Origin of the sequence: Streptomyces xiaopingdaonensis (assembly GCF_000262345.1) — a bacterium.
GTDB lineage: Bacteria > Actinomycetota > Actinomycetes > Streptomycetales > Streptomycetaceae > Streptomyces > Streptomyces xiaopingdaonensis.
Genome location: NZ_AJTQ01000356.1, coordinates 39,799 through 66,070, shown reverse-complemented (window position 1 = coordinate 66,070; position 26,272 = coordinate 39,799). Strand labels below are relative to the sequence as shown.

Here is a 26,272-nt window from a genome sequence, read left to right as displayed (position 1 = left end):
TGCGCTGCGTCTTCGGGCGGGGGGAGGTGACCATCTATCGGATGTGCAGGTCAGATCGCGGGGAACGGGGCCGTGCCCTGGTCCGTCAAAGCCGCGGCGTGCCCAGGGGCGCCGCGCGTGCCCGCCCGACCGGGTGTGACGGGCCGACGACGGCGCGTCGTGCACGTGCATTAGCACATGCGTGCGCATGTGAACGCGGTTATGATCCCGAGAAGTTGACGACTTTCACAGCGTCAGCAGAAGCCCCCCACATTTCGAGCCCAGGAGATCCCAGTGCCTCAGGCGTTCAACGGCATGGCAGCCACGGACCTCCAGGCAGTGGAGTGGCGCAAGAGCCGCTTCAGCAACTCGCAGGGAACCTGTGTGGAGTTCGCCAAACTGCCAGGAGGCGATGTCGCGATGCGCAACTCGCGCTTTCCCGACGGTCCCGCACTCGTCTACACCACAGCGGAGATGGAGGCGATGATGCGCGGCGTCAAGGAGGGAGAGTTCGACTACTTGCTGGGCGAGTGAGCCGCCCAGCACGCCACCGGGCCCCGACGGCCCCCTGACCGGCCGCCGCCGGCGGCCCGCCGGGCGCCGGCAGCGGAGGAGTGCGCGGGTACGCGCGGACGGCCAACACCGGTGCCCGACAGGCTGTTTCGGCCGAGACCGACGCCGGGGAGCCGTCCGGTGCGGCCGCGCACACGGGCTCGTGCACCGAGCCCCGGGCCCTCAGCCGGCGCGGCCCGCGTTCACCCGGCGTCGAGCTGGAAGAGCGCCCACACGGCCTTGCCGGAGAGCGCGCCGCCGAGCGGGTGCCAGCCCCAACTGTCGCTGAAGCAGTCGACGAGGCAGAGGCCGCGCCCCGACTCGGCGGTGAAATCGACGTACCCCGCGTGCTCTTCGCCGGCCTCCGCGGTCGCCCCGCGGCCCGAATCGAGGGACTCGGCGCACTCCACGAACTCCCCGTACGCGAGGGGGCCGCACGGCGTCGCCGGAGGTGCCTTCGGCGGCTCCCCGCTCGGGTCGCGTACGGCGCACAGGAGCCGGGCCGGCCAGTGCAGCAGGTGCAGCCGGATCGGCGGTTCCGTCTCCTCCGGGCGCTCTTCCGGCAGCCCGTGCCGCATCGCGTTGGTGACGAGCTCGGAGACGACGAGCGCGACGTCCTCGAACCGGGCGAGGAGGCCCCAGTGTTCGAGCGTCTTGCCCGTGAAGTCCCGTGCGCTCTTGACGGCTTCGTACCGGGGCGGAAGCGCGCAGGAAGCCGAACCGGAGAAGGGGCTTCCGTCGTCGAGGTTCGGGAGACCGTGCCATAAGGGCTCCAGCACGGTCGATCCTTCGGTACCCATGGCGGGCCGCTCCTGGCGTCGCGGGGGGCTGATCCGCTGGGGACCAGGACTGGTGGCGGTGGACGCGTTCGCTCTCGCAGGTTGGCCGGAAGGTGCACCAACTCCGGTGCCGACCGGTCAACTTGTGTGGGTCCCATGGTTCCGAAAGCCGCCTGCGGATGCAAGGGCAGATGCACGTGCACGCGTGACTTTCGCTCGTCTGTAACCACATGGGCACGCAACGGAGCGCGGAGGTGGCACACTTCCCTCCAAGCAGGGGTGGAGGGTTGATCAGAATGCCTACAGAACCGGCAAACAATCACAACGGAGGAGTGAACGGGGCAAGTAGTCCAAGCGGTTCGATGGTTCGCCGTATCCTGCTCGGGTCCCAGTTGCGGAGGCTCCGTGAAGGCCGCGGCGTCTCCCGCGAGGCTGCCGGTTATTCAATTCGCGCGTCGGAATCCAAGATCAGTCGGATGGAGCTGGGCCGTGTGAGTTTCAAAGCACGTGACGTCGCAGATCTGTTGACGCTCTACGGAGTCACCGACGAGTCGGAGCGGGAGCCGCTCCTCGGGCTCGCCCGGGACTCCAGCATCGCCGGGTGGTGGCACAGTTACAGCGACGTGCTGCCCGGCTGGTTCCAGACCTACGTCGGCCTGGAGGGCGCCGCCTCCCGCATCAACACGTACGAAGTCCAGTTCGTGCACGGTCTGTTGCAGACCGAGGAGTACGCACAGGCCGTGGTGACCGCGGGCCACCGGGGGCAGCTACCGGAGGAGGAGGTGGAGCGACGCGTGTCGCTGCGGCTGGAGCGCCAGAAGCTCCTCCACGGCGAGACCGCGCCACACCTGCTCTGCATACTCGACGAGGCAGCGCTGCGCCGCCCGTTCGGCAGCACGGCCATCATGCAGGGGCAGTTGGAACACCTCGCCGAGGTCTCGGAGAGCCCCAGCATCACCCTCCGGGTGGTGCCCTTCGAGTTCGGCGGCCACCCGGCGGAGAGCGGCGCGTTCACGCTGCTGAGCTTCCCCGAGCCCGACCTCAGCGACGTCGTCTACCTGGAGCAGCTCACCAGCTCCCTGTACCTCGACAAGAAGGACGAAGTCGCCCAGTACCACCAGGTGTTGGCCCGTCTCGTGGAGGACGGCCTCTCTCCCGCGCACACCCGGGACCATCTTCGGCGAATCCGCCAACTTGTGTGAACGACAAGTAGGATGAGGTCGTTTCGAGCCGACGCCGCGGGCCGTCGGCGCTCGCCGAGCGCGCAGGACCCGGACCGCCGGAAGGGCGGGCGCCGGCTCGGACGGCCCGCCCGACGGCCCCCCACGTCACCGCCCGTGCGGCCCCGAACGCCCGGAGCCCGCAGCAGAGCCTCAGGAAAACGGCGTCCCGCTAAGGATCGGCATGTCCTACTTCACCGAGCTTGCACTCCAGTACATCGACGGCGAATGGCGTCCTGGCGGCGGCTCCTGGGACATCGTCGACTTCAACCCCTACAACGGGGAGAAGCTCGCCTCGATCACGGTGGCGACGGTCGAGGAGGTCGACGAGGCGTACCGCGCGGCGGCACGGGCGCAGCGGAAGTGGGCCGCGACCAACGCGTACACCCGCAGGCTCGTCTTCGAGCGGGCGCTACGCATCGTCGAGGAGAGCGAGGAGCGGATCACCGAGGCGATCATCGCGGAGCTCGGCGGGACCCGCCTCAAGGCGGCCTTCGAGCTGCAACTCGCCAAGGAACTCCTCCGCGAGTCCGTGCAGTTGGCGCTGCGGCCGGAGGGGAGCATTCTGCCCTCGCCCACCGACGGCAAGGAGAACCGCGTCTACCGCGTGCCCGTCGGTGTCGTCGGCGTGGTCTCGCCCTTCAACTTCCCCTTCTTCCTGACGCTCAAGTCGGTCGCCCCCGCGCTCGCGCTCGGCAACGGCGTCGTTCTCAAGCCGCACCAGAACACACCGGTCTGCGGCGGCGGCCTCGTCGCGCGTGTGCTGGAGCGGGCCGGGCTGCCGCCGGGGCTGCTCAACGTCGTGATGACGGACATCGCCGAGATCGGGGACGCGCTCGTCGAGCACCCGGTGCCGAAGGTGATCTCCTTCACCGGCTCGGACAAGGTCGGCGGGCACGTCGCGTCGGTGGCGGCTTCGCGCTTCAAGCGCACGGTCCTCGAGATGGGCGGCAACAGCGCCCTCATCGTCCTCGACGACGCCGACCTCGAGTACGCCGTCGACGCCGCGGTCTTCAGCCGTTTCGTCCACCACGGCCAGGTCTGCATGGCGGCCAACCGCCTCATCGTCGACCGCTCCGTGGCGGAGGAGTTCACGGAACGCTTCGTGGCCAAGGTGCGCACGCTGCGCGTCGGGGACCCGGAGGACCCGGAGACGCACATCGGCCCGCTGATCAACTCCGGTCAGGCGGAGGCGCTCACGGGCGCCGTGGAGCACGCCGTGCAGCAGGGGGCCACGGCCCTCGTCAGAGGCGAGACCCGCGGCAACCTCGTCCCGCCCGCCGTCCTCACCGACATCCCGCCGGGGTGCCCGCTCCTGCGCGAGGAGGTCTTCGGCCCCGTCGCCCTGATCCTCCCGGTCGACGGCGAGGAGGAGGCGGTCCGCGTCGCCAACGACTCCCCCTACGGCCTCGCGGGCGCCGTGCACACGGCGGACGTCGAGCGGGGCGTGGCGCTCGCCTGGCGCATCGAGACGGGGATGTTCCACGTCAACGACTCCACCGTGCACGACGAGCCGATCGTCCCCTTCGGTGGCGAGAAGCACTCGGGCGTCGGCCGGCTCGGTGGCTCGCAGATGGTGGAGGCGTTCACCACCACCAAGTGGATCTCCGTCCAACACGGGCGCAGCGCCTTCCCGTTCTGACGCGCGTCCTCCCCACCACTCCGCGGCCCGGCCGAACGAGAGGACGAGTCGCTCGGTGTGCGGAGCGCCCGACCCCCTCCGGAGGAGGGCACATGAAGCCGCGCCCCGCAAGCCGGCACCGGAAGTGCCTCGTCCTATTCTTGTCGCCATCCGAGGCGTGACCGCGAACGCGGCGGCGAGGGCGTGAGAGGTGGACGATGTCGGCGATCCGGCTGCTCGTCCTGGGCGCCGTGCGGCTCCGCGGCCGCGCGCACGGCTACCAGGTCCGCAACGACCTGGAGTTCTGGGGCGCCCAGCACTGGTCGAACGCCAAGCCCGGCTCGATCTACCACGCGCTGAAACAGCTCGCGAAGCAGGAGCTGCTCCAAGCCCACGAGTCGGCCCCGTCGGCCGCCGGCGGCCCACCGCGCACCGAGTACGAGCTCACCCCCGCCGGCGACGCCGAGTTCCTCCGCCTCCTCCGGCGCTCCCTCGCCGCGATCGGCGAGAAGCCCGACGTCCTCACCTCGGGCGTCGGCTTCCTCGTCGACCTGAGCCGCGAGGAGGCGCTCTCCCTCCTCGGCCGGCGGCTCGAAGCGCTGGAGGAGTGGCGGGCCGAGGTCGCGGAGGAGTGGACCCCGGACGAGCCGGCGGAGTGGAGCCACATCGGCGAGATCATGCGGCTCTGGATCCACCACGCGGAGAGCGAGGCGCAGTGGACACGCGAGCTCGTCGCACGCCTGGAGGCAGGTGCGTACGTGATGGCCGGCGAGGGCGAGCGGGACCTCTCGGTGCTCGTCGAGCGGAACCCGCGCGCGGCCGAGGTGCTCGCCAGGTCCGACGCCGTACGGCGGAGGCTCGGCTGAGACCGCTGCCCGGTGCCGCGCGAAGTGGGACGATCTGCGTGTACGGAAGCGCCCCCCGGCGCCCGCGAGCGGAGAGGAACCGGACATGTTCGAGTCGGTCGACGTAAGGGAGTTGCGGCTCGGCGTCTACGGCGTCCACGGCGCCACCTCCGAACTGGCCCGTGAGGCCCGCGACCTGCTCTCCCGGAGACTCCCGGGCGGCTGGCTGCTGGAGGAGCGCACCGCGGAGACGCCGTCGGAACCCGGCGACGCCCTCAGCATCGGCGAGCTCTACGCCGAACTCCCCGAGCAGTGGCGGATCGAGCACCCCGGGGCCGACCCGGGGGAGCGCCGCGTCGTCGAACTCCGCGTCGGCGTACGTACCTCCGCCTCCGAGGCACGCGAACTCTCCGAGGCGCTCTGCCGCCTCGCCTGCCCCGACCTCGCCCACGAGGGACCGTGCGCCCTCCCGTGGTCGTCGAGCGTCCTCGACCCCGTCGACGAGGAGACCCGGGACGAGCTCCGCGAGCGGTACGGCCCGCTCGCCTGAGACCGGCTTGCACCTCACGCGGCGTGAGGGCCGAGTGTGGTGCACGTCGGCGGACGGCCGCCGACCGGCGCGGACAAGGAGGCGGGATGGGCCACTCGGTGGGACGGGTCGCTGCCCTCTCCGGCGTCACGGTGCGCACGCTGCACCACTACGACACGCTCGGACTGCTCGTCCCCGGCGAGCGCACCCCGGCCGGCCACCGCAGGTACTCGGACGGTGACCTCGACCGGCTCCAGCAGATCCTCTTCTACCGCGGGCTCGGCTTCCCCCTCGACGAGGTGGCCTCGCTCCTCGACGACCCGGCGGCCGACCCGTACACCCACCTCCGGCGCAAGCACGCGCTGCTGAGGGAGCGGATCGGGGTGCTGACCGAGATGGCCGCCGCCGTGGAGAAGGCGATGGAGGCGAGAAGGATGGGCATCGATCTCACCCCGGAGGAGAAGTTCGAGGTCTTCGGCGACTTCGACCCCGACCGGTACGCGGACGAGGCGGAGCGCCGCTGGGCGGGCCGGTCGGGCGGCGCGTGGGAGGAGTCGCAGCGCCGGGCCGCCGCGTACACCAAGGAGGACTGGAAGCGCCTGCGCGAGGAGATGGACGACGTCCACCGGCGCCTCGCCGACGCGCTGGCGTCCGGCGTCCCGGCCGACGCCCCCGAGGCGGCGGACCTCGCCGAGGAGCACCGCCGCTTCATCGCACGCAGCAGCTACGAGTGCGACCACCGGATGCACGAGCAGCTCGGCGAGATGTACGTCTCCGACGAGCGGTTCACCGCGACCTACGAGGCGATCAGGCCCGGCCTCGCCGCCTACCTGCGCACGGCGATCGTCGCCAACGCGCGTCGGCACGGGGTGAGTTGAGGCCGGTATCCGGACGGCCCACGAGCGGCGTGCCGACCTGCGGACGGGCGGCACGCCGCTCGTCGGTCGGGGCCGCGTTCCGCCGCACGGTTGCATTTGGCTCGCGCTCGTGGCGGGGTGCCGGTAAGGGGCGGCAGGCGCGAAGTATGACTATCGGCGACGGGTGCCGTCGGACCGAGCTGTGAGGACACCATGCGCCGGATCGCCTGCCGCAACCACCGCGCCGCCACCGCAACCGCCGCCGTCGTACTCGGCGCCGCCGCGGTGCCCGCGCTCGCCGCCCCCGCGGCGGCCGACGGCTTCCCCCTGCGACCGCCGACGAGCTGCGCCGGCGGCGCCCACCCGGTCTTCGCGGGCCCCTGCGCCGATCCCGCCGCGCTCGACGCGGAGGACGCCGACAGCGCCGAGCAGCACGGGAGTGCGTCCGGCGAGGCCCGCGCCGACGCCGCCGCGCCCCGCCTCGCGGAGGGAGCGGACGAGGCCGCGGAGCCGCACGGCGAGCTCGCCGGCGCTCCGCCCACCGTGGTGGCCTCCGCGCGTGACCTCCCCGCGCAGTGCGCCGCGTTGATCGGCGTCGGGCTCGTCCTCCTCGGCGTCGTCCGCCGCCTGCGCAGAGGCCGTGCCTGAACCGTGCCAACTCCGCGGCCCAGCGGTGCGGCGGAGCGGCGTCGGGGCCCGGCCGCGTCGGTCGGAGGCGTTCCCGAGCGGCGGGTGCCGCAGCGTCAACTGCCCGCGGGAGGACTGCGGGAGCCGACCCCGGGCCCGTGCGGTGAAGTGTCCTCGCGACGGACTCCGCGATGTGAGGCAAACCGCATCCGCCGGTGGGAACCGGTCGAAGCCGCCCGCGCGTGGAGCAGGTGGCACCCAGACGCGGCCGGCCCGCTCCTCGCGGGCGCGACCGGCCGCGCCGTCGCACACCGTCGCCCGCGCGACGGAACGGACCGCGCGGGCCCCCGCGCGAGCGACCCGGCACCCGCCGCCCCGCAGCAACCCACCCACGACCCCACCGGATGCGCACCCGCGCACGCCGGTGCCACGTGGGGCGCAGGCAGGGCGGAGGGGGCGGATACGGCGGGCACCCGGAGCGGGTTGAGGATGTGCGGAGCGCCCGGCGAACAACCGGGCGCCGGTGCACCAGGCACGGACGAGACCGGATAGGAGCGGAAAGCACAGTGGTTCGGGATTCCAGTGGGAACGGCGACGCGGAGGGCACTGGCCCGGAGGACGCGCAGCCTTCCGACGAGACGCGGAGCGCCTTCACGCCACCGCTCGGGGTTCCGCTGCCGCCGGAACCCGAGGACGACCAACCCACCTCGGAGTTCACGATCCCGAGCGGCCTGAAGGTTGCTCAGTCGTACGACATGGGCAGCGCGTTCACCCCGGCCGAGGGCATCCCCGTCGTCGGGCCGCTCGCCAACAAGGGCGCCCCGTGGCAGGACCGCATGCGCACCATGGTGCGCATGCCGCTCGCCGAGCGCCCGGCGCCCGAGCGCGCACCGCGCGCGGAGGAGAGCGAGAGCGGCCCGGCCGTCCCCCGCGTCATCGACCTCACGCTCCGCATCGGGGAGCTGCTCCTCGCCGGGGGCGAGGGCGCCGAGGACGTCGAGGCCGCGATGTTCGGCGTCGCGCACGCCTACGGGCTCGACCGCTCGGAGCCGAACGTCACCTTCACGCTCATCTCGATGACGCACCAGCCGTCGCTCGTCGACGACCCGATCTCGGTGAGCCGCACGGTCCGCCGCCGCGGCTCCGACTACACGCGCCTCGCCGCGGTCTTCGCCCTCGTCGACGACATCACCAGGGGCGACGTCACGCTGGAGGAGTCCTACCGGAGGCTCGCCGAGATACGGCGGAACCGGCATCCGTGGTCGAAGTGGGCCCTGACGCTGGCGAGCGGGGCGCTCTCGGGCGCCGCCTCCCTCCTCGTGGGCGGCGACGCGCTCGTCTTCGTCCTCGCCGCACTCGGCGCGATGCTCGGCGACCGGCTCGCCTGGATCTGCGCGGGGCGCGGGCTGCCGGAGTTCTACCAGTTCGTGGCGGCCGCGATGGCGCCGGCCGCCATAGGGGTCACGGTGGCGCTCTTCGCGCCGAAGGACGACTCGATCACGATGTCGGCCGCGGTGATCACCGGTGGCCTCTTCGCGCTCATCCCCGGACGTGCCCTCGTCGCCGCCGTGCAGGACGGCCTCACCGGGTACTACATCACCGCGGCCGCACGCCTGCTGGAGGTCGTGTACCTCATCGTGGGCATCGTCTGCGGCGTCGTGCTGATCCTCTACATCGGCTCCGAGCTGGAGGCGAACCTCACGCCCGACGTCGTGGAGCGGCACTCCCGGCCGACGATCCAGCTCTTCGCCGCGATGCTGCTCACCGCCGCCTTCTGCGTCCTGCTCCAGCAGTCCCGCGGCACCTTCGTGCTCGCCACGCTCAACGGGGGCGTCGCCTGGCTCGTCTTCGGTGCGCTCAGCGACACCGTGGGGGCGCCGGCCGTCGCCTCGACGGCCGTGGCCGCCGGACTCGTCGGCCTCTTCGGGCAGTTGATGTCGCGGTACCAGTTCGCCTCGTCGCTGCCGTACATCACGGCGGCGATCGGGCCGCTGCTCCCCGGCAGCGCGACCTACTTCGGACTGCTCAACATCGCACAGGGCTCGCTCGACAAGGGGATGGAGCAGATCGCCAAGGCCGTCGCCCTCGCGCTCGCCATCGCGATCGGCGTCAACCTCGGAGGCGAACTCGCGCGGCTCTTCATGAAGGCGCCCGGACAGGAGACGAAGCTGCCGGGACGCCGAGCCGCGAAGCGGACCCGCGGGTTCTGACCGGCACGGACGTACGGCGCGCGCCGTACGTCAGCAGGCAACCCGCTGGCGCACGGCGCACGCCGCCGCGTCGACTCCCGGGTCCGTGTCCTCAGTGACCGCCCTCGGCGGCGAGGCGCTTCACCGACGCCTCGACCTCGGCCTCGGCCTCCGCACGCCCGACCCAGTCGGCGCCCTCGACGGACTTGCCGGGCTCCAGGTCCTTGTAGACCTCGAAGAAGTGCTGGATCTCCAGTCGGTCGAACTCGCTGACGTGGTGGATGTCGCGCAGGTGCTCCATGCGCGGGTCCGAGGCGGGGACGCAGAGCAGCTTGTCGTCGCCGCCGGCCTCGTCGGTCATCCGGAACATGCCGATGGCGCGGGCCTTGATGATGCACCCGGGGAAGGTGGGCTCCTCCAGCAGCACGAGCGCGTCCAGCGGGTCGCCGTCCTCGCCCAGGGTGCCTTCGACGAAGCCGTAGTCCGCCGGGTACACGGTCGAAGTGAAGAGGTGCCGGTCGAGACGGATGCGACCGGTCTCGTGGTCCACCTCGTACTTGTTCCGCGAACCCTTCGGGATCTCGATGGTGACGTCGAACTCCAAGGGAGGCTCCTCCGTGTAGATCAGCGCTGCCGGGTGCCGGGGCGGTCCCGGGTTGCACACCGCGGTCTGGTGGTTAAGTGTCCCTCACACAGGTGTGTGGTCGCGAAAGGGGCTGGTCGAGGTGCGGGACACCACGTCCGTCGAACGCGCCGTCGAACGATGCGTACGCCGGGTGCGCGGCGCGGCGCGGACGTCCGCCGCCGGTCTCCGCGACGGCCGTGACCGTGCCCGCCGACGGCTGCGTGACGCGACCCCGCAGCAGCGGCAGACCCTCGCCCTGGCGACGGGTTCCGCCACTCTCGGCCTGCTGGTCGCCGTCACGGCGGTCGCCGCGACGGGGCCATGGGACTCGGGCCAGCGTACGGCTGAGCGCGTCCGCGCGGCCGGCCGGGAGGAGACGAGTGGCGCGCACCACACCGGCGCCGAGCAGGGGCGGGGCACCCTGAGGACGCCCGAGGTGCTCGCCGCGGTCGGCCCCCTGGAGAAGGCGGGCGCCGGCGCCCGTACGCCGGGCAGGGCCGACAGCGTCCCGCCGCCCACGGCCTCCGCGCTCGCCGACACCCTGGAACCGCTCCTCGACGACCCCGCGCTCGGCCCCTCGCCGAGCGCCTCCGTCCACGACGCCTCCAGCGGCAAGCAGCTCTTCGGCATCGCGGAGGGCAGGGCGGCCACCCCGGCCTCCACCGTCAAGCTCGCCACCGCCACCGCCGCGCTCAGCGCCCGCGGCGCCGACCACCGGATCACGACGAAGGCCGTCGTCGACGGCGGCCGCGTCGTCCTCGTCGGCGGCGGCGACCCGACGCTCACCCGGGGGCAGCTCGACGCCCTCGCCGAACGCTCGGCCGCGGACCTGCGCGAGCGCGGCCGCAAGAAGGTCGACCTCGGCTACGACACCACCCGCTACTCCGGCACCCGCCAGCACTCCATCGGCCCCAACGACAACCTCGCCCCCGTCACGCCCCTGATGGTCGAGGAGGGCAGGCTCGACGGCTCCCGCAAGGGCCCCGCCCCCCGCTCCGACGACCCGGCGGGAGAGGCCGCGGCCCGCTTCGCCGAGCAACTGGAGGACCACGGCGTACGGGTCGAGGGTCCTGCCTCGCACCACAAGGCGCCGAAGGGCGCCGAGACCCTCGCTGCGCACAGGTCGGCACCGCTCTCCGAACTCGTCGAACGGATGCTCACCAACAGCGACAACGACATCGCGGAGGCCCTCGCCCGCCAGACGGCGCTCGACTCGCGCAAGTCGGCCGACTTCGAGGCCGGCGGCCGAGCCGTCGCGGCGGAGCTGCGGAAGCTCGGGGTGCCGGTCAAGCGCGCGGAGTTCGCGGACGGAAGCGGCCTCGACCGTGCCGACAAGGTCTCCGCCTCGCTCCTCAGCCGCCTCCTCGTCACCGCCGCCGACCCGGACCGCGCCCACCTGCGCAGCGTGCTGACGGGGCTGCCCGTCGCGGGCTTCACCGGAACCCTCGACGACCGCTACGACGACGCGGACGGCAAGGGCGGCGCCGGCCTCGTACGCGCCAAGACGGGCACCCTCACCGGCGTCAACACGCTCGCCGGCACCGTCGTGGACGCGGAAGGACGGCTGCTCGCGTTCTCCTTCCTCACCCACGGCGCGAAGGATCCGCAGGCCGCGCAGCGCGCCCTCGATCGCGTCGCCTCGGCCCTCGCCAACTGCGGTTGCCACGACTCGCCTTCGGCGCGCTGACCCCCTCCCGCGCGTCCCCGGGAGAGGGACGGTCGACGGGCCGGCTCCCACTCGGCGCCCGTGGCACGTACCGTGAAAACCATGACGAGCCTCGGTGGTACGGAGACGGTCGACTGGAACCTCGCGGTGGCGACCGCGACCCGGCTCGCCAGGCCGGGCCCGGACGTCGGCCGCGAGGAGGCGCGGGCGATCGTCGCCGAACTCCGCGGGCACGCGGAGTCCTCGCACGAGCACGTCACCGGCTTCACCGGGCTCTCCCCGGCCGAGCAGCAGGGCGCGGACGCGCCCGTCCTCGTCGTCGACCGTCCCGGTTGGGTGCGGGCGAACGTCGCCGGGTTCAGGGAGCTGCTCTCGCCGCTGCTGACCAAGGTCGAGCAGCGGCGCGGGGCCACCCCCGGCGGTGCGGTACTGGGCGCGGTCGGCGGCAAGGTCACGGGCGTCGAGGTGGGGATGCTGCTCTCCTTCCTCTCGTCGCGCGTCCTCGGCCAGTTCGAGACGTTCGCGCCCGCCGGCTCCGGGCTGCCGGCGGGGGAGGGCGGCGGGCGCCTCCTCCTCGTCGCGCCGAACATCGTCCACGTGGAGCGCGAACTCGACGTCGAGCCGCACGACTTCCGCATGTGGGTCTGCCTCCACGAGGAGACGCACCGCACCCAGTTCTCCGCCGTGCCCTGGCTCAGGGACCACCTCGAAGGCGAGATCCAGACGTTCCTCGGCGAGACCGAGGTCGACCCGTCGACGCTGCTGGAGCGCCTCCGCGAGGCGGTGCAGTCCTTCGCCGGCTCCCGCCAGCAGGGCGGCGAGGCGCCGGAGCCGGCGGCCGGGAGCCTCACCGACCTCGTGCAGACGCCGGCGCAGCGGGAGGTCCTAGCCCGGCTCACCGCGGTGATGTCGCTGCTGGAGGGCCACGCCGACTACGTGATGGACGGCGTCGGGCCGCAGGTGGTGCCCTCGGTCGCCGAGATCCGCGAGAAGTTCCAGCGGCGCCGGGCGAGCGGCGCGAGCCGTCTCGACCAGGTGATGCGCCGCGTCCTCGGCCTCGACGCCAAGCTGCGCCAGTACAAGGAGGGCGAGCGGTTCGTGCGGACCGTCGTGGACGAGGTCGGCATGGAGGGGTTCAACCGCGTGTGGACCTCGCCCAACACCCTGCCGACGAAGGCGGAGATCGACGCTCCGGCCGACTGGATCGCGAGGGTGCACCGCCGCGCGGAATGACCTTCCGTCCGACGGGAAAAGGGAGCGCTGCTGATATCCGACAACGTTGGCGAAGTGGTCGAGAATCCCGGTAATCACCCTTCCGAGGGAGCGTGATGGCCGGGTGCGCGTGCGATGCTCGGGGAACACCGTACGTCTCTGTCACCATCTACACACTCTGAGTGAAGCAGTCTCCCTCGGCGAGGAAGTGAATCGGACATGGGTCCCCACCCCGCGGTCGCCGCAATACGCCTGGCGGTTCGCCGCACCCTCCATGACGTGCTCAACGAGCACGCAGCAGCATGCCGCCCCTCACACGCCACCGTCCCCGCCCCGTCCGCGGACCCGGGTCCGCGCGTCCCCGCGAACGCCGGCGCACCCACCGCCCGCGCCGCCGACCCCCCGGCCGCCGGCGAAGAGCCGGCCGCCCCCCTCGTGCTGGTCGCCTGCTCCGGCGGCGCCGACTCCATGGCGCTCGCCTCGGCCCTCGCCTTCGAAGCGCCCCGCCTCGGTGTCCGCGCCGGCGGGGTCACCGTCGACCACGGTCTCCAGGAGGGCTCGCAAGAGCGCGCCGCCGACGTCGCAGCCCGCCTCGCCGACCTCGGCCTGCGGCCCGTCGAGTCCCTCTCCGTCGAGGTCGGCCGGAACGGCACGGGCCCCGAGGCCGCCGCCCGCGAGGCGAGGTACGCAGCTCTCGACTCCGCGCTCGAGCGCACCGGAGCAGCGGCCGTCCTCCTCGGGCACACCAGGGACGACCAGGCGGAGACGGTACTGCTCGGCCTCGCCCGCGGCTCGGGTACGCGCTCGCTCTCCGGGATGGCCGCCGTCTCCGGGACCGCCGGCCGCTACCGTCGGCCCTTCCTCGCCGTCGACCGACAGACCACTCGCAGGGCCTGCCTCGCCCAGTCCCTCTCCGTCTGGGACGACCCGCACAACGCCGATCCCGTCTTCACCCGGTCCCGGGTCCGCCACGAGGCGTTGCCCGCGCTGGAGAAGGCGCTCGGGAAGGGCGTCATCGAAGCCCTCGCGCGGACGGCCCAACTCTCCAGGGACGATGCCGAGGCGCTCGACGCCTGGGCCGCCGAGGCCGAGCGCACGGTGCGGGTCGGGGGGTCCGCATCGGGCACGTGCCAACTCGACACGGCGCGGCTGCACGCGCTGCCGCCCGCGGTACGGCGCCGGGTGATGCGCCGCGCCGCGATCGAGGTGGGCGCGCCGGCCGGCTCCCTCTTCGCCGTGCACGTCGAGGAGATGGACCGGCTGATCACCTCCTGGCGCGGGCAGCGGGCGCTCAACCTGCCCGGCCGTGTGGAGGTCTCCAGGGCGGGTGGCAGACTGGTTCTTCGGCAGGGCTCGGCCGGCTGACCGATTCGGACGGGCCGCGGAGACCGAATGAGAGCTGCGCCGGTGGATGAGAAGGACATGGGCACCGACCTGGAGTCGGTGCTCATCAGCAAGGAAGAGATCGACGCCAAGCTCGCTGAGCTCGCCGGGCAGATCGACGAGGAGTACGCCGGCAAGGACCTGCTCCTGGTGGGCGTGCTCAAAGGCGCGGTGATGGTCATGGCCGACCTCGCCCGCGCGCTCTCCAACCCCGCCACCATGGACTGGATGGCCGTCTCCTCCTACGGGGCAGGCACGCAGTCCTCGGGTGTGGTCCGCATCCTCAAGGACCTCGACACCGACCTCCAGGACAAGCACGTCCTGATCGTCGAGGACATCATCGACTCCGGGCTCACGCTCTCCTGGCTCATCTCCAACCTCGGCTCCCGCGGGCCGGCTTCGCTCAACGTCTGCACGCTGCTGCGGAAGCCCGACGCGGCGAAGGTCGACATCGACGTGAAGTGGATCGGCTTCGACATCCCCAACGAGTTCGTCGTCGGCTACGGTCTCGACTACGCGGAGAAGTACCGCAACCTCCCCTTCGTCGGGACGCTCGCACCGCACGTCTACGGTGGGTGAGGTCACCGTCCCGAACCGGGAGGCGGGGATCGGAAGGCCCGGGAACACACGGCTTCCGCCCTCCGTTGTCCCTCCGTTGGACGGTGTGGGAAACCGGTGTTGTTGACCGCCCTCGGCGGCGCCGGGTCACAATGCTGGGGTACCGTCCGAAGGTCAGGCTTTTCAACTCACTGTGGCAGGAGGGACGGGGCGTGCACGCCTCGTATGGATGGACGTGAAGCGATACTTCCGTGGGCCGGTCATGTGGATCGTGCTGGCCGTCCTCGCCGTGGTCGTGTTGATGCAGGTCGTCAGCTCGTCTGGCGGCTACAAATCCGTGGACACCGGCCAGATCGTGCAGGCGATCGACCAGGACAAGGTGAAGTCCGCCGAGCTGACGACGGGTGACGAGGAGACCGTCAAGCTCGAGCTGAAGGACGGCGCCAAGGTCGAGGACAGCGACAAGATCCAGGCCAGCTACATCGACGACCAGGGCTTCGATCTCCAGAAGAAGCTCCAGAGCAAGTACGACCAGAAGGAGATCCCGAAGGGGTACACGGTCGCTCCGCAGAAGCAGAACCCGTTCGTCGGGATGCTGCTCTCGCTGCTTCCGTTCGTCCTGATCATCGTCGTCTTCCTGTTCCTGATGAACCAGATGCAGGGCGGCGGCTCCCGGGTGATGAACTTCGGGAAGTCCAAGGCGAAGCTGATCACCAAGGACACTCCGAAGACCACCTTCACCGATGTCGCCGGGTCCGACGAGGCCGTCGAGGAGCTCTACGAGATCAAGGACTTCCTCCAGGAGCCGGCGAAGTTCCAGGCGGTCGGCGCCAAGATCCCGAAGGGTGTGCTGCTCTACGGCCCGCCCGGCACGGGCAAGACGCTCCTCGCGCGGGCCGTGGCCGGCGAGGCGGGCGTCCCCTTCTACTCCATCTCCGGCTCCGACTTCGTCGAGATGTTCGTCGGCGTCGGCGCCTCCCGCGTCCGCGACCTCTTCGAGCAGGCGAAGGCGAACGCACCGGCGATCGTCTTCGTCGACGAGATCGACGCCGTCGGCCGCCACCGCGGCGCCGGCATGGGCGGAGGGCACGACGAGCGCGAGCAGACGCTCAACCAGCTCCTCGTCGAGATGGACGGCTTCGACGTCAAGGGCGGCGTCATCCTCATCGCGGCGACCAACCGCCCCGACATCCTCGACCCGGCGTTGCTGCGGCCCGGCCGCTTCGACCGCCAGATCGCCGTCGACCGCCCGGACATGCAGGGCCGCGAGGAGATCCTCCAGGTCCACCAGAAGGGCAAGCCGATGGCGACCGACGTCGACCTCGGAGCCGTCGCCCGCCGCACCCCCGGCTTCACCGGTGCCGACCTGAGCAACGTCCTCAACGAGGCGGCACTGCTCACCGCGCGCAGCGACCAGAAGCTGATCGACAACAAGTTCCTCGACGAGGCGATCGACCGCGTCGTCGCGGGTCCGCAGAAGCGCACCCGGATCATGAGCGACAAGGAGAAGAAGATCACCGCGTACCACGAGGGCGGGCACGCCCTCGTCGCGGCGGCCTCTCCCAACTCGGACCCGGTGCACAAGATCACGATCCTCAGCAGAGGCCGGGCGCTGGGGTACACGATGGTCCTCCCCGACGAGGACAAGTACTCCACGACGAGAAACGAGATGCTCGACCAGCTCGCCTACATGATGGGCGGACGCGCGGCCGAGGAGCTCGTCTTCCACGACCCGACGACGGGCGCCGCCAACGACATCGAAAAGGCGACGGCCACCGCTCGGGCGATGGTCACCCAGTACGGCATGACGGAGCGGCTCGGGGCGATCAAGTTCGGCTCCGACCAGTCCGAGCCGTTCCTCGGCAAGGAGATGTCGCACCAGCGCGACTACTCCGAGGAGGTCGCGGGGCTCGTCGACGAAGAGGTCAAGAAGCTCATCGAGACGGCGCACAACGAGGCGTGGGAGATCCTCGTCGAGAACCGCGACGTCCTCGACAACCTCGTCCTGGCGCTCCTGGAGAAGGAGACCCTCGGCAAGCAGGAGATCGCCGAGGTCTTCGCGCCCGTCGTGAAGCGCCCGACCCGCCCCGCGTGGACGGGCTCCTCGCGCCGGGCCCCCTCGACGCGGCCCCCGGTGTCGGCCCCCGCCGCTGCCCTCTCCAACGGCAACGGCGCCTCGGTCGACCTCGGCAAGGAGATCGGCCCCCGGGATTCGGACGCGATCGTGGAGCCCGTCGACCCGGAGAACAGCTGAAGGCGTCCCGCCCCTGAAGCGGGGTCGCCCGCGCCACACCGGCGTAGCGGAATGCCCACCGCGCCCCTCGGGTTTCCCACGAGGGGCGCGGTGGGCGTCTGTGCATCTGAGAGGCAGGAGCGAGGAAGAGATGACCGACCCGGTGACGCTGGAGGGCGAGGGCGAGCCGTTCGGCGAGTTCGACGAGAAGCGCGCGGAGAACGCTGTCAGGGAACTGCTGATCGCCGTTGGTGAGGACCCCGACAGGGAGGGGCTGCTCGACACCCCGGCGCGGGTGGCCAGGGCGTACAAGGAGATCTTCGCCGGCCTCCAGCAGCAGCCGGAGGACGTGCTGACCACCACCTTCGACCTGGGCCACGACGAGATGGTCCTGGTGAAGGACATCGAGGTCTACTCGACCTGCGAGCACCACCTCGTCCCCTTCCACGGCGTCGCACACGTCGGCTACATCCCGTCGAGCACCGGGAAGATCACCGGACTCTCCAAGCTGGCCAGGCTCGTCGACGTCTACGCCAGGCGCCCCCAGGTGCAGGAGCGTCTGACCACGCAGATCGCCGACGCGCTCACCCGCATCCTGGAGCCGCGCGGCGTGATCGTCGTCGTGGAGTGCGAGCACATGTGCATGTCGATGCGGGGGATACGGAAGCCCGGCGCGAAGACGGTGACGTCGGCGGTCCGCGGTCAGCTCCGGGACGCGGCGACGCGGTCCGAGGCGATGAGCCTCATCCTGCGCTGACCGGAGCCGCGCCGGCGGACAAAAGGCAGGGCGGGTGGCCGCGTCAGTCGGCCGAGGGCGCCGCCGGGGCGTCGTCCTCGTCCTCCGGGAGGCGGCAGATGCGCTCCAGGTAGACGGCCGCCGCGACGACGGCGGCGCCTGCGACGACGGCGAGGCCCGCGTGGAGCGTCTGCGAGCCCCGGAGTGCGTCGTCCCCGCCCGAGGTGAGCAGGAAGACGCCCGTGCCGCCGTACATGCCGGCGACGAGCGCCGCCACGAGCGCGCTCGCCTGCCCGAAGAGGACGGCACGCGCCGCCACCATCGGCTCGACGCCCTTGGCGTCCGGCTGCCTCTCCCGCTGCGCCTTGAGCCGCGCGCGGAGCGAAAGTGCGGTGGCGAGCAGGACGGCCGCGATGGCGCCGAGGACGATCGGCGCCGCGACGGGGACGCGGGGGAGCGTGCCGTAGGTGTCCCACAGCCCCGCGCCCGACCAGGAGAGCACCCCTGCGATGAGGCAGACGCCGACCAGGGTGCGGATGCGTAGTTCCTTCACCAGTGCCTCACGTCGCCGTCTCTCGGTGTGCGGAGTCGCCGGGTGCGCGCCCCGTGCGGCAGGCTACCGGTCGCGCGCTGCGCGGCGCACCGCCGGGCGCCGGCCTCCGCAGGGCGGCGGGCCGGCACCGGTCGGTGTCCGCGGTGCTGCCAACGTTCAGTCGGGCAGGCTGAGTTCCAGGTCGGGACGGGGCGTGACGCCCTCGCGGCCGAGCGCGTCGAGCAGCGCGGTCACCGTGCCGCGCCCGGGGAGCTCGGCTCCCGGGTCGACGTCGTGCCAGGGCACGAGGACGAAGGCACGCTGGTGCGCCCGCGGGTGCGGCAGCGTCAGCCGCGGGTCGTCGGAGCGGACGTCCTGGTACGAGACGATGTCGACGTCGATGGTGCGCGGCGCCCAGCGCTCGTCGCGTACCCGCTCCAGCGCCTCCTCGACGGCCTGCCCGCGTTCCAGCAGGGAGGCGGGGGGCAGCGTGGTGCGCACGAGGACCACCGCGTTGAAGTAGGCGGGCTGGCTCGCCGGATCGACGCCCCAGGGGATCGTCTCGTACACCGGTGAGACGGACTTCACCTTCAGACCGGGGGTGTCGGCGAGTGCGTCGACCGCGCTTTGCAGTGCCTCGAGGCGGTTGCCCAGGTTGCTGCCGAGGGAGATCACCGCGAGCTTGGGGTTGTGCAGCGTCGTGTCGGCGTCGTCCACCTGCCGCACCACGGAGGCGGGCACCGGCTGTACGGTCGGGTCACTGTTCGGCGTCATGCGCGGCTCCGCTTGATGGTGATGGTCACGTCGTTGAACGGGACGGCGATCGGGGCGTCTGGCTTGTGGACGACGACCTCGGCCTCCTGCACGACCTCGTGCGCGAGGCAGACATCGGCGATGCGCTGGGCGAGCGTCTCGATCAGGTCCACCGGCTCCCCCTCCACGACAGCGACGGCCTGCTCGGCGACGATCCCGTAGTTGACCGTCCGGGAGAGGTCGTCCTCCGTGGCGGCGGGGGCGGTGTCGAGGCCGAGTTCGAGGTCGACGACGAACGTCTGACCCTCCTTGCGTTCCCGTTCGAACACGCCGTGATGCCCACGGGCCGTCAAGCCGCGCAGTGCGACGCGGTCCATGCGTATCACTCCCGTCGGTCGGTGGAGGTGTGCGGTTGCGCGGTGCACGGAAGTACACCTGAAATCGAATCTACCTGCGAGCACGCGTGCCGGGAGCGCCCGGGGTGCCCGGCCGGACCCCGGTTCACGCACCGCGGGGAGCGGCGGACGGCCCGCTGCCCGAGGGTGCCACCGGCTCGGGCCGCCGCCTACCCACAGCACCGGTAGCCACTCGCGCGCCGTCCCTCAGTGGCACGAACGGGTGCCGGGAGCCGCACGCCGCTGACGCCGGGGAGCGCCAACGGGAGGCGTCGCGGGGCGGGTTGGGCGCACGTCGTCAGGCGGGCGGCGGGTCCTCGCCCGGTACGGTGGGCGTGGTCCCCCCGGCGCTCTCCTCGTTCTCGACGAGGACGGGCGAGCCGTGGTGCGACCACAGCCGCCAGCCCCCCTCGTCGCCGGCGGCCGGATCGGGGGCGGCGTGGCGGAAGACGTTGGTCGCCACCACGAGGCCGCCGACGAGCGGGCTCGCGCCGTCCTCGTCCGCTGGGCCCGAGCTGAGGATGTTCTCCGTGCAGCTCACGAGCGCGGTGTCGCCGTGCACCGAGACCTCGACGTCGGTGAGGAAGAACTGGATGTACTCGGTGTTCGCCATGATCAGCGCGTAGGAGCGGAGCACCTCGGCGCGGCCGCTCAGCACCGGCCAGCCCGGATGCACCACGGTGACGCCGTCCTCCAGCCAGAGTGCGGAGAGCGCCTCCAGGTCGCCCTCCTCGACGGCCTGGTACAGCGCGGTGTTGGCGGCCTCGACCGCCTCGATGTCCGTGCGCGCGCTGCTCACGCGGCTCCCTTCAGCCCGGCCGGGACGGGGTCATGCGCTGCGGCCACCCTGCCCGGGACCTGCGTCCTCCACACCTTCGGCGCCCTCGACCGCCCGGACCACACGCACCGCGTCCGCGCTCGCGCGGACCTCGTGGACGCGGACGGCCCAGGCGCCCTCGCGAGCGGAGAGCGCGGAGACGGCAGCCGTCGCGGCGTCCCGCTCGCGGGCGGGCGGGGGAGAGCCGTCGGGGCCGGCGAGCGCGTGGCCGAGGAAGCGCTTGCGGGAGGCGGCGACGAGGAGCGGCCACTCCAACTCGGCCCGGATGCGGCCGAGCCGGGAGACGAGGGCGAGGTCGTGCTCTGCCTGCTTGGCGAAGCCGAGACCGGGGTCGACGATGATCCGGTCGCCGGCTATGCCCCCCTCCACGGCGCGCTCCACGCTCTCCCGAAGCTCGTCGACGACCTCGGTGACCGTGTCGGCGTACTCCGCGCGGTCGTTCATGTCGACCGACTGCCCGCGCCAGTGCATCACCACGAACGGAGCGCCTGCGGCGGCGACGGCCGGGACCATCCGCGGGTCGGCCCGCCCTCCGCTGACGTCGTTGACGAGCGCGGCCCCCGCGGCGAGGGACGCCTCCGCGACGGCGGCCCGCATCGTGTCGACGCTGACGACGACGCCCTCGGCGGCGAGCCCCCGCACCACGGGGAGCACCCGGCGCAGCTCCTCGTCCTCGTCGACGCGCGGGGCGCCCGGACGGGTCGACTCCCCGCCGACGTCGACGAGGTCGGCCCCGTGCGTGACGAGGTCGAGTCCGTGCTTGATCGCCTTCTCGGTGTCGAACCATCGCCCTCCGTCGGAGAAGGAGTCGGGTGTGACGTTCACTACGCCCATGACGGCACAGCGGTCCCACTCCGGAAGGCCGGCGACGGAGCCACGATCGGTAGTCATCTCTCCAGCGTAGGGCGTACGCCGAGGCGGTCGCGCGGAGCCGGCGTCAGGTGAGCCACCGCTCGGCGCGTGCGGTGCGGCGGCCGGTGCGGGAGCGGTCGGCCTGGGCGAGGAGGAGCGCGTGCGCCTCGTCGGCGTCGCGCAGCCTGGCGTGCGCCGTACCCCCGGCCCCGTTGTCGACGGCGACCGAGGCGAGGGAGAGGCTCCGGTGCCACGGCCCCTGGCGCAGCCGTACGCTCTGCACCTTGGCGTGCGGGACGAGCACGGTGCGCCGCTCCAGCAGGCCGCTGCGGGCGACGAAGACGGCGTCCGTCGTGCCGTGCGCGAAGGCCCGCCACAGGAACGGCGCTCCCAGCCGTGCGCGGCGCGGTCCGCGTGCGGCGGCTGCGGCGGCGGCCGACAGGTCGACGCCGGGCAGGACGCGTGCGAGCACCTCGGCCGCCGCGGCGCGGTCGGCGACGGGCAGCAGCGTGCCGCCCTCCTGCTTGCCCATGCCGGCGACCTCCAGCTCCACGCGGACCCAGCCGAGCCGCCGCCACAGCAGCGGTTCGCGCACGCGGACGGCCTGGACGCGTCCCGGCGGGACGGTCGCGTGCTCGCGGCCGAGGAGGCCGTGGTCGATGCGGAGGCCGTCGGGCGAGTCGTCGACGGTCCAGTCGTACTCGGTGACGAGGCGCCCGAAGGTGGTCCGCCCGGCCAGGCTGAGCGCCGGCACCAGCAGCGCGAGCAGCGCGAAGACGCTCCCCGTCACCGCGTACAGGACGCCGGGCGCGACGAGCGAGCCGAGCACCGCGACCCAGAAGGAGCCCCGCAGCGCGGCGGCCGCGAGCTGGGTCCGCGGGCGCACCCGGAGCAGCCGGGCGGCGGGTGCTTCGCCGGCGTGGCGGGCCGTCTGCGGCGCCATCCCCGCAGCGAGCGCGAGGAGTTCGGCGCGCAGGGCGACGGCCTCGTCCTCGCCGAGGTAGGCGAGCTGGTCCTTGCTGTCGGTGCCGACGAGGTCGAGCGTGAGCCCGGCGACGCCGACGGTGCGGCCGAGGAGCGGGCGGTGGACGTCGACGGCCTGGATGCGGTCGAGCCGCAGGTGGGCGGTGCGACGGAAGAGGAGCCCCGTGCGGATGCGCAGTTCGGTCTCGGTGACGAGGTAGCTCGTGCACCACCAGGAGAGGAAGCCGTAGACCGCGGCGGCCGGAACCACCACGAGCAGCCCCGACGCCAGCCAGCCGAGGCTGAGTTCGGTGACCCAGCGGCGCGCCTGCTCGGCGTTGTGGAGCCCGGTGACGGCGAGTGCCGCTATCGGTGCCCATGCTCTGCGCCAGGGCGTCACCGGGTGGAGCGGCGTGCCCTCGGGACGGGTCGGGAGGAGCCGGACGACGGCGCGGCGGACGGGACCGGCGGGGCTGACGGGCTGCGGGGTGCGGGAGTCGCGTACGTCGGTCACAGGCCGGCCGACCTCGTCTCGCCGAGCTCGGTCAGGCGGTCGCGGAGGCGCTGCGCCTCGGGCGGCGTCAGCCCGCGCACGGCGGCGTCCGTGGTGGCGGCCGCGGTGTGGAGCTGGAGCCGGGCGAGGCCGTACCGCCGCTGGAGCGGGCCCGAGGTCACCTCGACGAGCTGCATCCTGCCGTAGGGCACGACGGTCAGCCTCCGCCACAGGACCCCGTGATCGATCAGCAGGTCGTCGGCGCGCTCCGCGTACCGCCAGGAGCGCCAGTTGCGCGCGAGGGCGCTCCAGGCCCAGGCCGCCGCGGCCCACGGCACCAGCGCGAGCAGCGCCCAGAGCCCCGCCGTCGCCCAGAGGACGGCGGCCGCCACGGCTCCCGCGAGGAGCAGCGGACCGCAGACGAGGAGTCTCCGCATGCGCAGCAGCGCCCGGTCGACGCCTCGCCACTCCCCTTCGTGCGGTGCGTGCGCGGTGCCCGCCGTTGTGTCGGTGGTGTGGGGAGCGCTGCTCATGCCTTCCAACGTACGGGCGCGGCTCCGCGCGTGGTATCCACCTGAGGTACAGGACCGGGGCGCTGCTGACAGACTGAGCGCATGGAGACGACGCGGACGGAGACCACGGTCGGGATCGGGGGCGCCGCGGAGAGCACCGACATGGTGCTCAACATCGGCCCGCAGCACCCCTCGACGCACGGGGTGCTGCGGCTCCGCCTCGTCCTCGACGGGGAGCGGATCAGCCGTGCCGAGCCGGTCGTCGGCTACATGCACAGGGGGGCCGAGAAGCTCTTCGAGGCGCGGGACTACCGGCAGATCGTCGTCCTCGCCAACCGGCACGACTGGCTCTCGGCGTTCTCCAACGAACTCGGCGTCGTCCTCGGCGTGGAGCGCATGCTGGGCATGGAGGTGCCGGAGCGCGCCGTCTGGACGCGGACGCTCCTCGCCGAGCTCAACCGCGTACTGAACCACCTGATGTTCCTCGGTTCCTATCCCCTCGAACTCGGCGCGATGACGCCGATCTTCTACTCCTTCACCGAGCGCGACGTGCTCCAGCGGGTGATGGAGGAGGTCTCGGGCGGGCGGATGCACTACATGTTCAACCGCGTCGGCGGCCTCAAGGAGGACCTGCCCGCCGGGTGGCGCGACCGCGCGCGGCAAGCGGTCGCCGCCGTGCGCGCACGCCTGGGCACCTTCGACGACCTCCTCCTCGGCAACGAGATCTTCCGTGGGCGCACCCGCGGCGTCGGCGTCCTCGACCGGGGCACCGCGCACGCGTACGGCGTGAGCGGTCCGATCGCGCGCGCCTCGGGCGTCGACTTCGACCTGCGCAGGGACCAGCCCTACCTCGCCTACGGGGAGTTGCAGGACGTGCTGCGCGTGGTGGTGCGTTCCGAGGGGGACTCGCTCGCCCGCTTCGAGGTCCTCCTGGACCAGGCGCGCAACTCGCTCGACCTCGCCGACGCCTGCCTCGACCGCCTGGAGCGGCTGCCGCAGGGTCCGGTCAACCAGCGGCTGCCGAAGGTGCTCAAGGCGCCCGAGGGCACGTCGTACACGTGGACGGAGAACCCGCTCGGGCTCAACGGCTACTACCTGGTTTCCAAGGGGGAGAAGACGCCGTACCGGCTGAAGCTGCGGTCGGCCTCGTTCAACAACATCCAGGCGTTGGCCGAGCTGCTGCCGGGGACCCTCGTCGCGGACATGGTGGCGATCCTCGGATCGTTCTTCTTCGTCGTCGGCGACATCGACAAGTAAGCGACAAGCAGACGCCGGCGCGCGTCAGTTGGGGACGGCTCCGTGGAGGCCGCCGAAGCCGGGCGCCGGCGTGCTGGCGTGGCCGCTCGGGTCCTGGCGCTCGACCCCGACCTGCTCGTCGGGGGACGGATGCGCCTCTTCCCGCGGCGGTCCCTCGGGCTCGGGGCGCGACGCCGCGTCCCCTGCGCCGAAGAAGTCGAAGCGCTGCGGCTGCTCGGTGCGCGGCTCGGGCAGTGCCGGGGACGGCGGGAAGGGCGCGGCAGGGCCGAGCGCCGGCGGGGCCGCCGCACGCTCCTCGGCCTCCCTGCGCTCCTCGGCGGCCCGGGCGGCGGCGGCCTCCTCGCGGCGCCGCTCCTCGGCCTGCTCGCGCTGGTGCGCCGCATTGCGTGCGAAGTGCCGCAGTGCCTCGGACGCTTGGAGGTAGGTGAGCGGGGTGGGGGCGCCCGAGGCGTGCCGATGGTCCGTCGCCGCGGCGGTGAGCGCCCGCGTCGGCTCCGACGCCTCGATCTCCAGTTGGCGCCTGCCCTCCAGGGCGCTGGCGCGCTCCGACTCGGCGTGCGCGTACCGCCGCAGCAGCGCGGCGTGCTCCGAGCGGAGGCGGGCGAGCTCGGAACGCTTGGCGCGGAGCTTCTCCTCCAACCGCGCGCGCAGCTCCCCGGCCTCCTCGGCCTCGCCCTCCAGCTCGGCCTGCCGCTCCTCGGCCCGCCACTCGAGGCTCGCCTGCTTCATGCGCAGTTCGGCGACGCTGCGCCCGGCGGCCTTGTCCCAGCGCCGCAGCAGCACGCCGCCGACGACGGCGGCAGCGGCAGCGGCGGCGGCGAGCCCGCGCAGCACCACCGTCGCGGTGTCGTCGATCCCCGGCTCGCCGACGAGCCAACTGCCGCCCGCGCACGCCAGCGCCGGGACGGCGACGGCCGTCGGCGTCAGGAGCCGGTGCAGGGGCGGCGAATGGCGGTGGCGTCCACGTGGCATGGCTGGAATGTACCCGGTGTCGCGCGGGCGACGACACCGGACAAAGGGCATCGTTACCGCGTCGCGTCGCGGGGGTCCCTGCGTGCGGTCCTGCTCAGTCGAGTCCCTGCTCCTCGAGGTAGGCGCGGGCGACGTCCTTCGGCTTCTGGCGCTCCTCGTCGACCTTGCGGTTGAGGTCGGTGAGGTCGTCGGTGGTCAGCGCCGCCGTGAGGCGGGCGAGCGCGGCGGCGGTCTTCTTGTCGCCCGCGCTCTCCGCGTTGACGACGGGGAGGACGTTGTCGGCGTGCTGGAGCTTCTTGTCGTCCTTGAGCACCACGAGGTCGAAGCGGTCGAGCGTGGCGTCGGTGGTGGTGGTGAGGACGAGCTGGTCCTCGCCGTCCTTGACGGCCTGCTTCGACTGCGCTGTCCCGACGCCCTTCGGGTCGATCTCGGTGACGTCGATGCCGTACGTCTTCTCCAGGCCGGGGCGGCAGAAGGGCCGCGTCTCGCACTCGTCGCCGGCGGCCACCTTCACCTTCTCGCCGCTCCTGCCGAGGTCGGAGAGCGTCTCGAGGTCGTGCTCCTTCGCGTACTCCTTCGAGACGGCGAAGGCGTTCTGGTCGACGGCCTTGCCGGGCGGGAGCACCTTCAGGCCGCGGGGCTCGGCGAGCTTGCGGAGCGCGGCGACGGTCTCGTCGCGGTCGCTGGAGGCGACCGGCTTCGCCTTGGGGCCGTTCTTCTTGGCGTTGAGGAACTCCGCCATCGTCGCCGCGTACTCGGGGACGACGTCGATCCTGCCCTTCTCCAGTTCGGGCGCGTAGAGCTCGCGGTTGTTGACCTTCTTGACGGTGGTGTCGTACCCGGCCGTGTCCAGCACGCCGGCGTAGAGCTGCGCGAGGATCCGCGACTCGGTGAACCCGGCCGAGCCGACGACGAGTTCGTCGCCGCCTCCCGTGTCCTCCTGCTCCTCCAGGTCCTCGCCGCCGCAGGCGCCGAGGGTGAGGACGAGGACTGCGGCGGCTCCGGCGCCCAGCGCTCTCCTCGCGGTGCGGCCGGTCCGTGCGGTGGTCTCCATCGGGACTTCCTTCGTCTCAGGGCTTCTGGCGGTGCGCGGT

26 protein-coding genes are annotated in these 26,272 nt (G+C 72.4%); 15 read left to right on the top strand and 11 right to left on the bottom strand.

Going from position 1 to position 26,272, the window contains the following annotated elements:
• The first annotated feature begins 273 nt into the window (after positions 1-273).
• Positions 274-513: a DUF397 domain-containing protein gene (locus UWG_RS0127015; RefSeq protein WP_016910318.1), complete on the top strand. Its 240-nt coding sequence runs from the start codon at positions 274-276 to the stop codon at positions 511-513.
• A 221-nt stretch (positions 514-734) separates the two neighbouring features.
• On the opposite strand, the gene UWG_RS0127010 is transcribed toward UWG_RS0127015, so the two are convergent.
• Positions 735-1,331 carry an ATP-binding protein gene (locus tag UWG_RS0127010; RefSeq protein WP_016910317.1) on the bottom strand — a complete coding sequence of 199 codons (597 nt, stop codon included), beginning with the start codon at positions 1,329-1,331 and terminating at the stop codon, positions 735-737.
• Positions 1,332-1,672: 341 nt separating this feature from the next.
• Here UWG_RS0127010 and UWG_RS0127005 point away from each other — a divergent pair, with 341 nt between their 5' ends.
• The 7 genes from UWG_RS0127005 to UWG_RS0126975 all read left to right on the top strand — a co-directional run bounded on the left by UWG_RS0127005 (position 1,673) and on the right by UWG_RS0126975 (position 9,219).
• Positions 1,673-2,512: a helix-turn-helix domain-containing protein gene (locus UWG_RS0127005; protein ID WP_016910316.1), complete on the top strand. Its 840-nt coding sequence runs from the start codon at positions 1,673-1,675 to the stop codon at positions 2,510-2,512.
• Positions 2,513-2,714: 202 nt separating this feature from the next.
• Positions 2,715-4,172 (top strand): aldehyde dehydrogenase family protein, encoded by a 1,458-nt coding sequence (locus UWG_RS0127000; protein WP_016910315.1) that lies wholly within the window; start codon positions 2,715-2,717, stop codon positions 4,170-4,172.
• 197 nt (positions 4,173-4,369) lie between these two features.
• On the top strand, positions 4,370-5,017 hold the full coding sequence (locus tag UWG_RS0126995) for a PadR family transcriptional regulator (RefSeq protein WP_016910314.1): 648 nt from the start codon (positions 4,370-4,372) through the stop codon (positions 5,015-5,017).
• Positions 5,018-5,102: 85 nt separating this feature from the next.
• Positions 5,103-5,546, top strand: a complete 444-nt coding sequence (locus tag UWG_RS31855) for a hypothetical protein (RefSeq protein WP_016910313.1) — start codon at positions 5,103-5,105, stop codon at positions 5,544-5,546.
• A gap of 86 nt (positions 5,547-5,632) precedes the next feature.
• Entirely contained in the window at positions 5,633-6,403 is a 771-nt protein-coding gene (locus UWG_RS0126985; RefSeq protein ID WP_016910312.1) for a MerR family transcriptional regulator, read from the top strand.
• A 192-nt stretch (positions 6,404-6,595) separates the two neighbouring features.
• Complete coding sequence (locus UWG_RS0126980; protein ID WP_016910311.1) at positions 6,596-7,030, top strand: hypothetical protein; 435 nt, start codon at positions 6,596-6,598, stop codon at positions 7,028-7,030.
• Between the two features lie 545 nt (positions 7,031-7,575).
• A complete protein-coding gene (locus tag UWG_RS0126975; protein ID WP_016910310.1) occupies positions 7,576-9,219 on the top strand; it encodes a threonine/serine exporter family protein in 1,644 nt (547 codons plus the stop codon).
• 91 nt (positions 9,220-9,310) lie between these two features.
• On the opposite strand, the gene UWG_RS0126970 is transcribed toward UWG_RS0126975, so the two are convergent.
• The gene (locus UWG_RS0126970) at positions 9,311-9,802 is read right to left on the bottom strand and encodes an inorganic diphosphatase (protein WP_016910309.1); all 492 of its coding nucleotides are present in this window, start codon (positions 9,800-9,802) and stop codon (positions 9,311-9,313) included.
• A 121-nt stretch (positions 9,803-9,923) separates the two neighbouring features.
• Between UWG_RS0126970 and dacB the strand changes: the two genes are divergently transcribed.
• The 6 genes from dacB to folE all read left to right on the top strand — a co-directional run bounded on the left by dacB (position 9,924) and on the right by folE (position 17,632).
• A complete protein-coding gene (dacB, locus tag UWG_RS0126965) occupies positions 9,924-11,510 on the top strand; it encodes a D-alanyl-D-alanine carboxypeptidase/D-alanyl-D-alanine endopeptidase (RefSeq protein ID WP_237720304.1) in 1,587 nt (528 codons plus the stop codon).
• An 81-nt stretch (positions 11,511-11,591) separates the two neighbouring features.
• Positions 11,592-12,722, top strand: a complete 1,131-nt coding sequence (locus tag UWG_RS0126960) for a zinc-dependent metalloprotease (protein WP_016910307.1) — start codon at positions 11,592-11,594, stop codon at positions 12,720-12,722.
• Between the two features lie 198 nt (positions 12,723-12,920).
• Positions 12,921-14,066: a tRNA lysidine(34) synthetase TilS gene (tilS, locus tag UWG_RS0126955; RefSeq protein ID WP_016910306.1), complete on the top strand. Its 1,146-nt coding sequence runs from the start codon at positions 12,921-12,923 to the stop codon at positions 14,064-14,066.
• A 57-nt stretch (positions 14,067-14,123) separates the two neighbouring features.
• Positions 14,124-14,663: a hypoxanthine phosphoribosyltransferase gene (gene hpt, locus UWG_RS0126950; protein WP_033196403.1), complete on the top strand. Its 540-nt coding sequence runs from the start codon at positions 14,124-14,126 to the stop codon at positions 14,661-14,663.
• A 208-nt stretch (positions 14,664-14,871) separates the two neighbouring features.
• Positions 14,872-16,896, top strand: coding sequence for an ATP-dependent zinc metalloprotease FtsH (gene ftsH / locus UWG_RS0126945; protein WP_016910304.1), 2,025 nt, complete (start codon positions 14,872-14,874; stop codon positions 16,894-16,896).
• 130 nt (positions 16,897-17,026) lie between these two features.
• Entirely contained in the window at positions 17,027-17,632 is a 606-nt protein-coding gene (gene folE / locus UWG_RS0126940) for a GTP cyclohydrolase I FolE (RefSeq protein WP_016910303.1), read from the top strand.
• Positions 17,633-17,675: 43 nt separating this feature from the next.
• Here the strand turns inward: folE and UWG_RS0126935 are convergent, their stop codons facing one another.
• The 7 genes from UWG_RS0126935 to UWG_RS0126905 all read right to left on the bottom strand — a co-directional run bounded on the left by UWG_RS0126935 (position 17,676) and on the right by UWG_RS0126905 (position 22,970).
• Positions 17,676-18,164 carry a DUF3180 domain-containing protein gene (locus UWG_RS0126935; protein WP_016910302.1) on the bottom strand — a complete coding sequence of 163 codons (489 nt, stop codon included), beginning with the start codon at positions 18,162-18,164 and terminating at the stop codon, positions 17,676-17,678.
• Positions 18,165-18,320: 156 nt separating this feature from the next.
• Positions 18,321-18,917: a 2-amino-4-hydroxy-6-hydroxymethyldihydropteridine diphosphokinase gene (gene folK, locus UWG_RS0126930; protein WP_016910301.1), complete on the bottom strand. Its 597-nt coding sequence runs from the start codon at positions 18,915-18,917 to the stop codon at positions 18,321-18,323.
• Entirely contained in the window at positions 18,914-19,273 is a 360-nt protein-coding gene (gene folB, locus UWG_RS0126925; RefSeq protein WP_016910300.1) for a dihydroneopterin aldolase, read from the bottom strand. Before folB ends, folK begins: the two co-directional genes overlap by 4 nt.
• Before the next feature lie 316 nt (positions 19,274-19,589).
• A complete protein-coding gene (locus tag UWG_RS31190; RefSeq protein WP_016910299.1) occupies positions 19,590-20,090 on the bottom strand; it encodes a nuclear transport factor 2 family protein in 501 nt (166 codons plus the stop codon).
• 30 nt (positions 20,091-20,120) lie between these two features.
• Positions 20,121-21,020, bottom strand: a complete 900-nt coding sequence (gene folP / locus UWG_RS0126915; protein ID WP_029391808.1) for a dihydropteroate synthase — start codon at positions 21,018-21,020, stop codon at positions 20,121-20,123.
• A gap of 46 nt (positions 21,021-21,066) precedes the next feature.
• The gene (locus tag UWG_RS0126910) at positions 21,067-22,458 is read right to left on the bottom strand and encodes a PH domain-containing protein (RefSeq protein ID WP_016910297.1); all 1,392 of its coding nucleotides are present in this window, start codon (positions 22,456-22,458) and stop codon (positions 21,067-21,069) included.
• Positions 22,455-22,970, bottom strand: coding sequence for a PH domain-containing protein (locus UWG_RS0126905; protein WP_016910296.1), 516 nt, complete (start codon positions 22,968-22,970; stop codon positions 22,455-22,457). The genes UWG_RS0126910 and UWG_RS0126905 overlap by 4 nt, the downstream gene beginning before the upstream one ends.
• A gap of 81 nt (positions 22,971-23,051) precedes the next feature.
• On the opposite strand from UWG_RS0126905, the gene UWG_RS0126900 reads away from it, so the two are divergent.
• Positions 23,052-24,206 (top strand): NADH-quinone oxidoreductase subunit D, encoded by a 1,155-nt coding sequence (locus UWG_RS0126900; RefSeq protein WP_016910295.1) that lies wholly within the window; start codon positions 23,052-23,054, stop codon positions 24,204-24,206.
• Positions 24,207-24,230: 24 nt separating this feature from the next.
• Here the strand turns inward: UWG_RS0126900 and UWG_RS31850 are convergent, their stop codons facing one another.
• A complete protein-coding gene (locus UWG_RS31850) occupies positions 24,231-25,178 on the bottom strand; it encodes a hypothetical protein (protein ID WP_016910294.1) in 948 nt (315 codons plus the stop codon).
• A gap of 94 nt (positions 25,179-25,272) precedes the next feature.
• On the bottom strand, positions 25,273-26,232 hold the full coding sequence (locus UWG_RS0126890) for an ABC transporter substrate-binding protein (RefSeq protein WP_016910293.1): 960 nt from the start codon (positions 26,230-26,232) through the stop codon (positions 25,273-25,275).
• Positions 26,233-26,272: the final 40 nt, after the last annotated feature.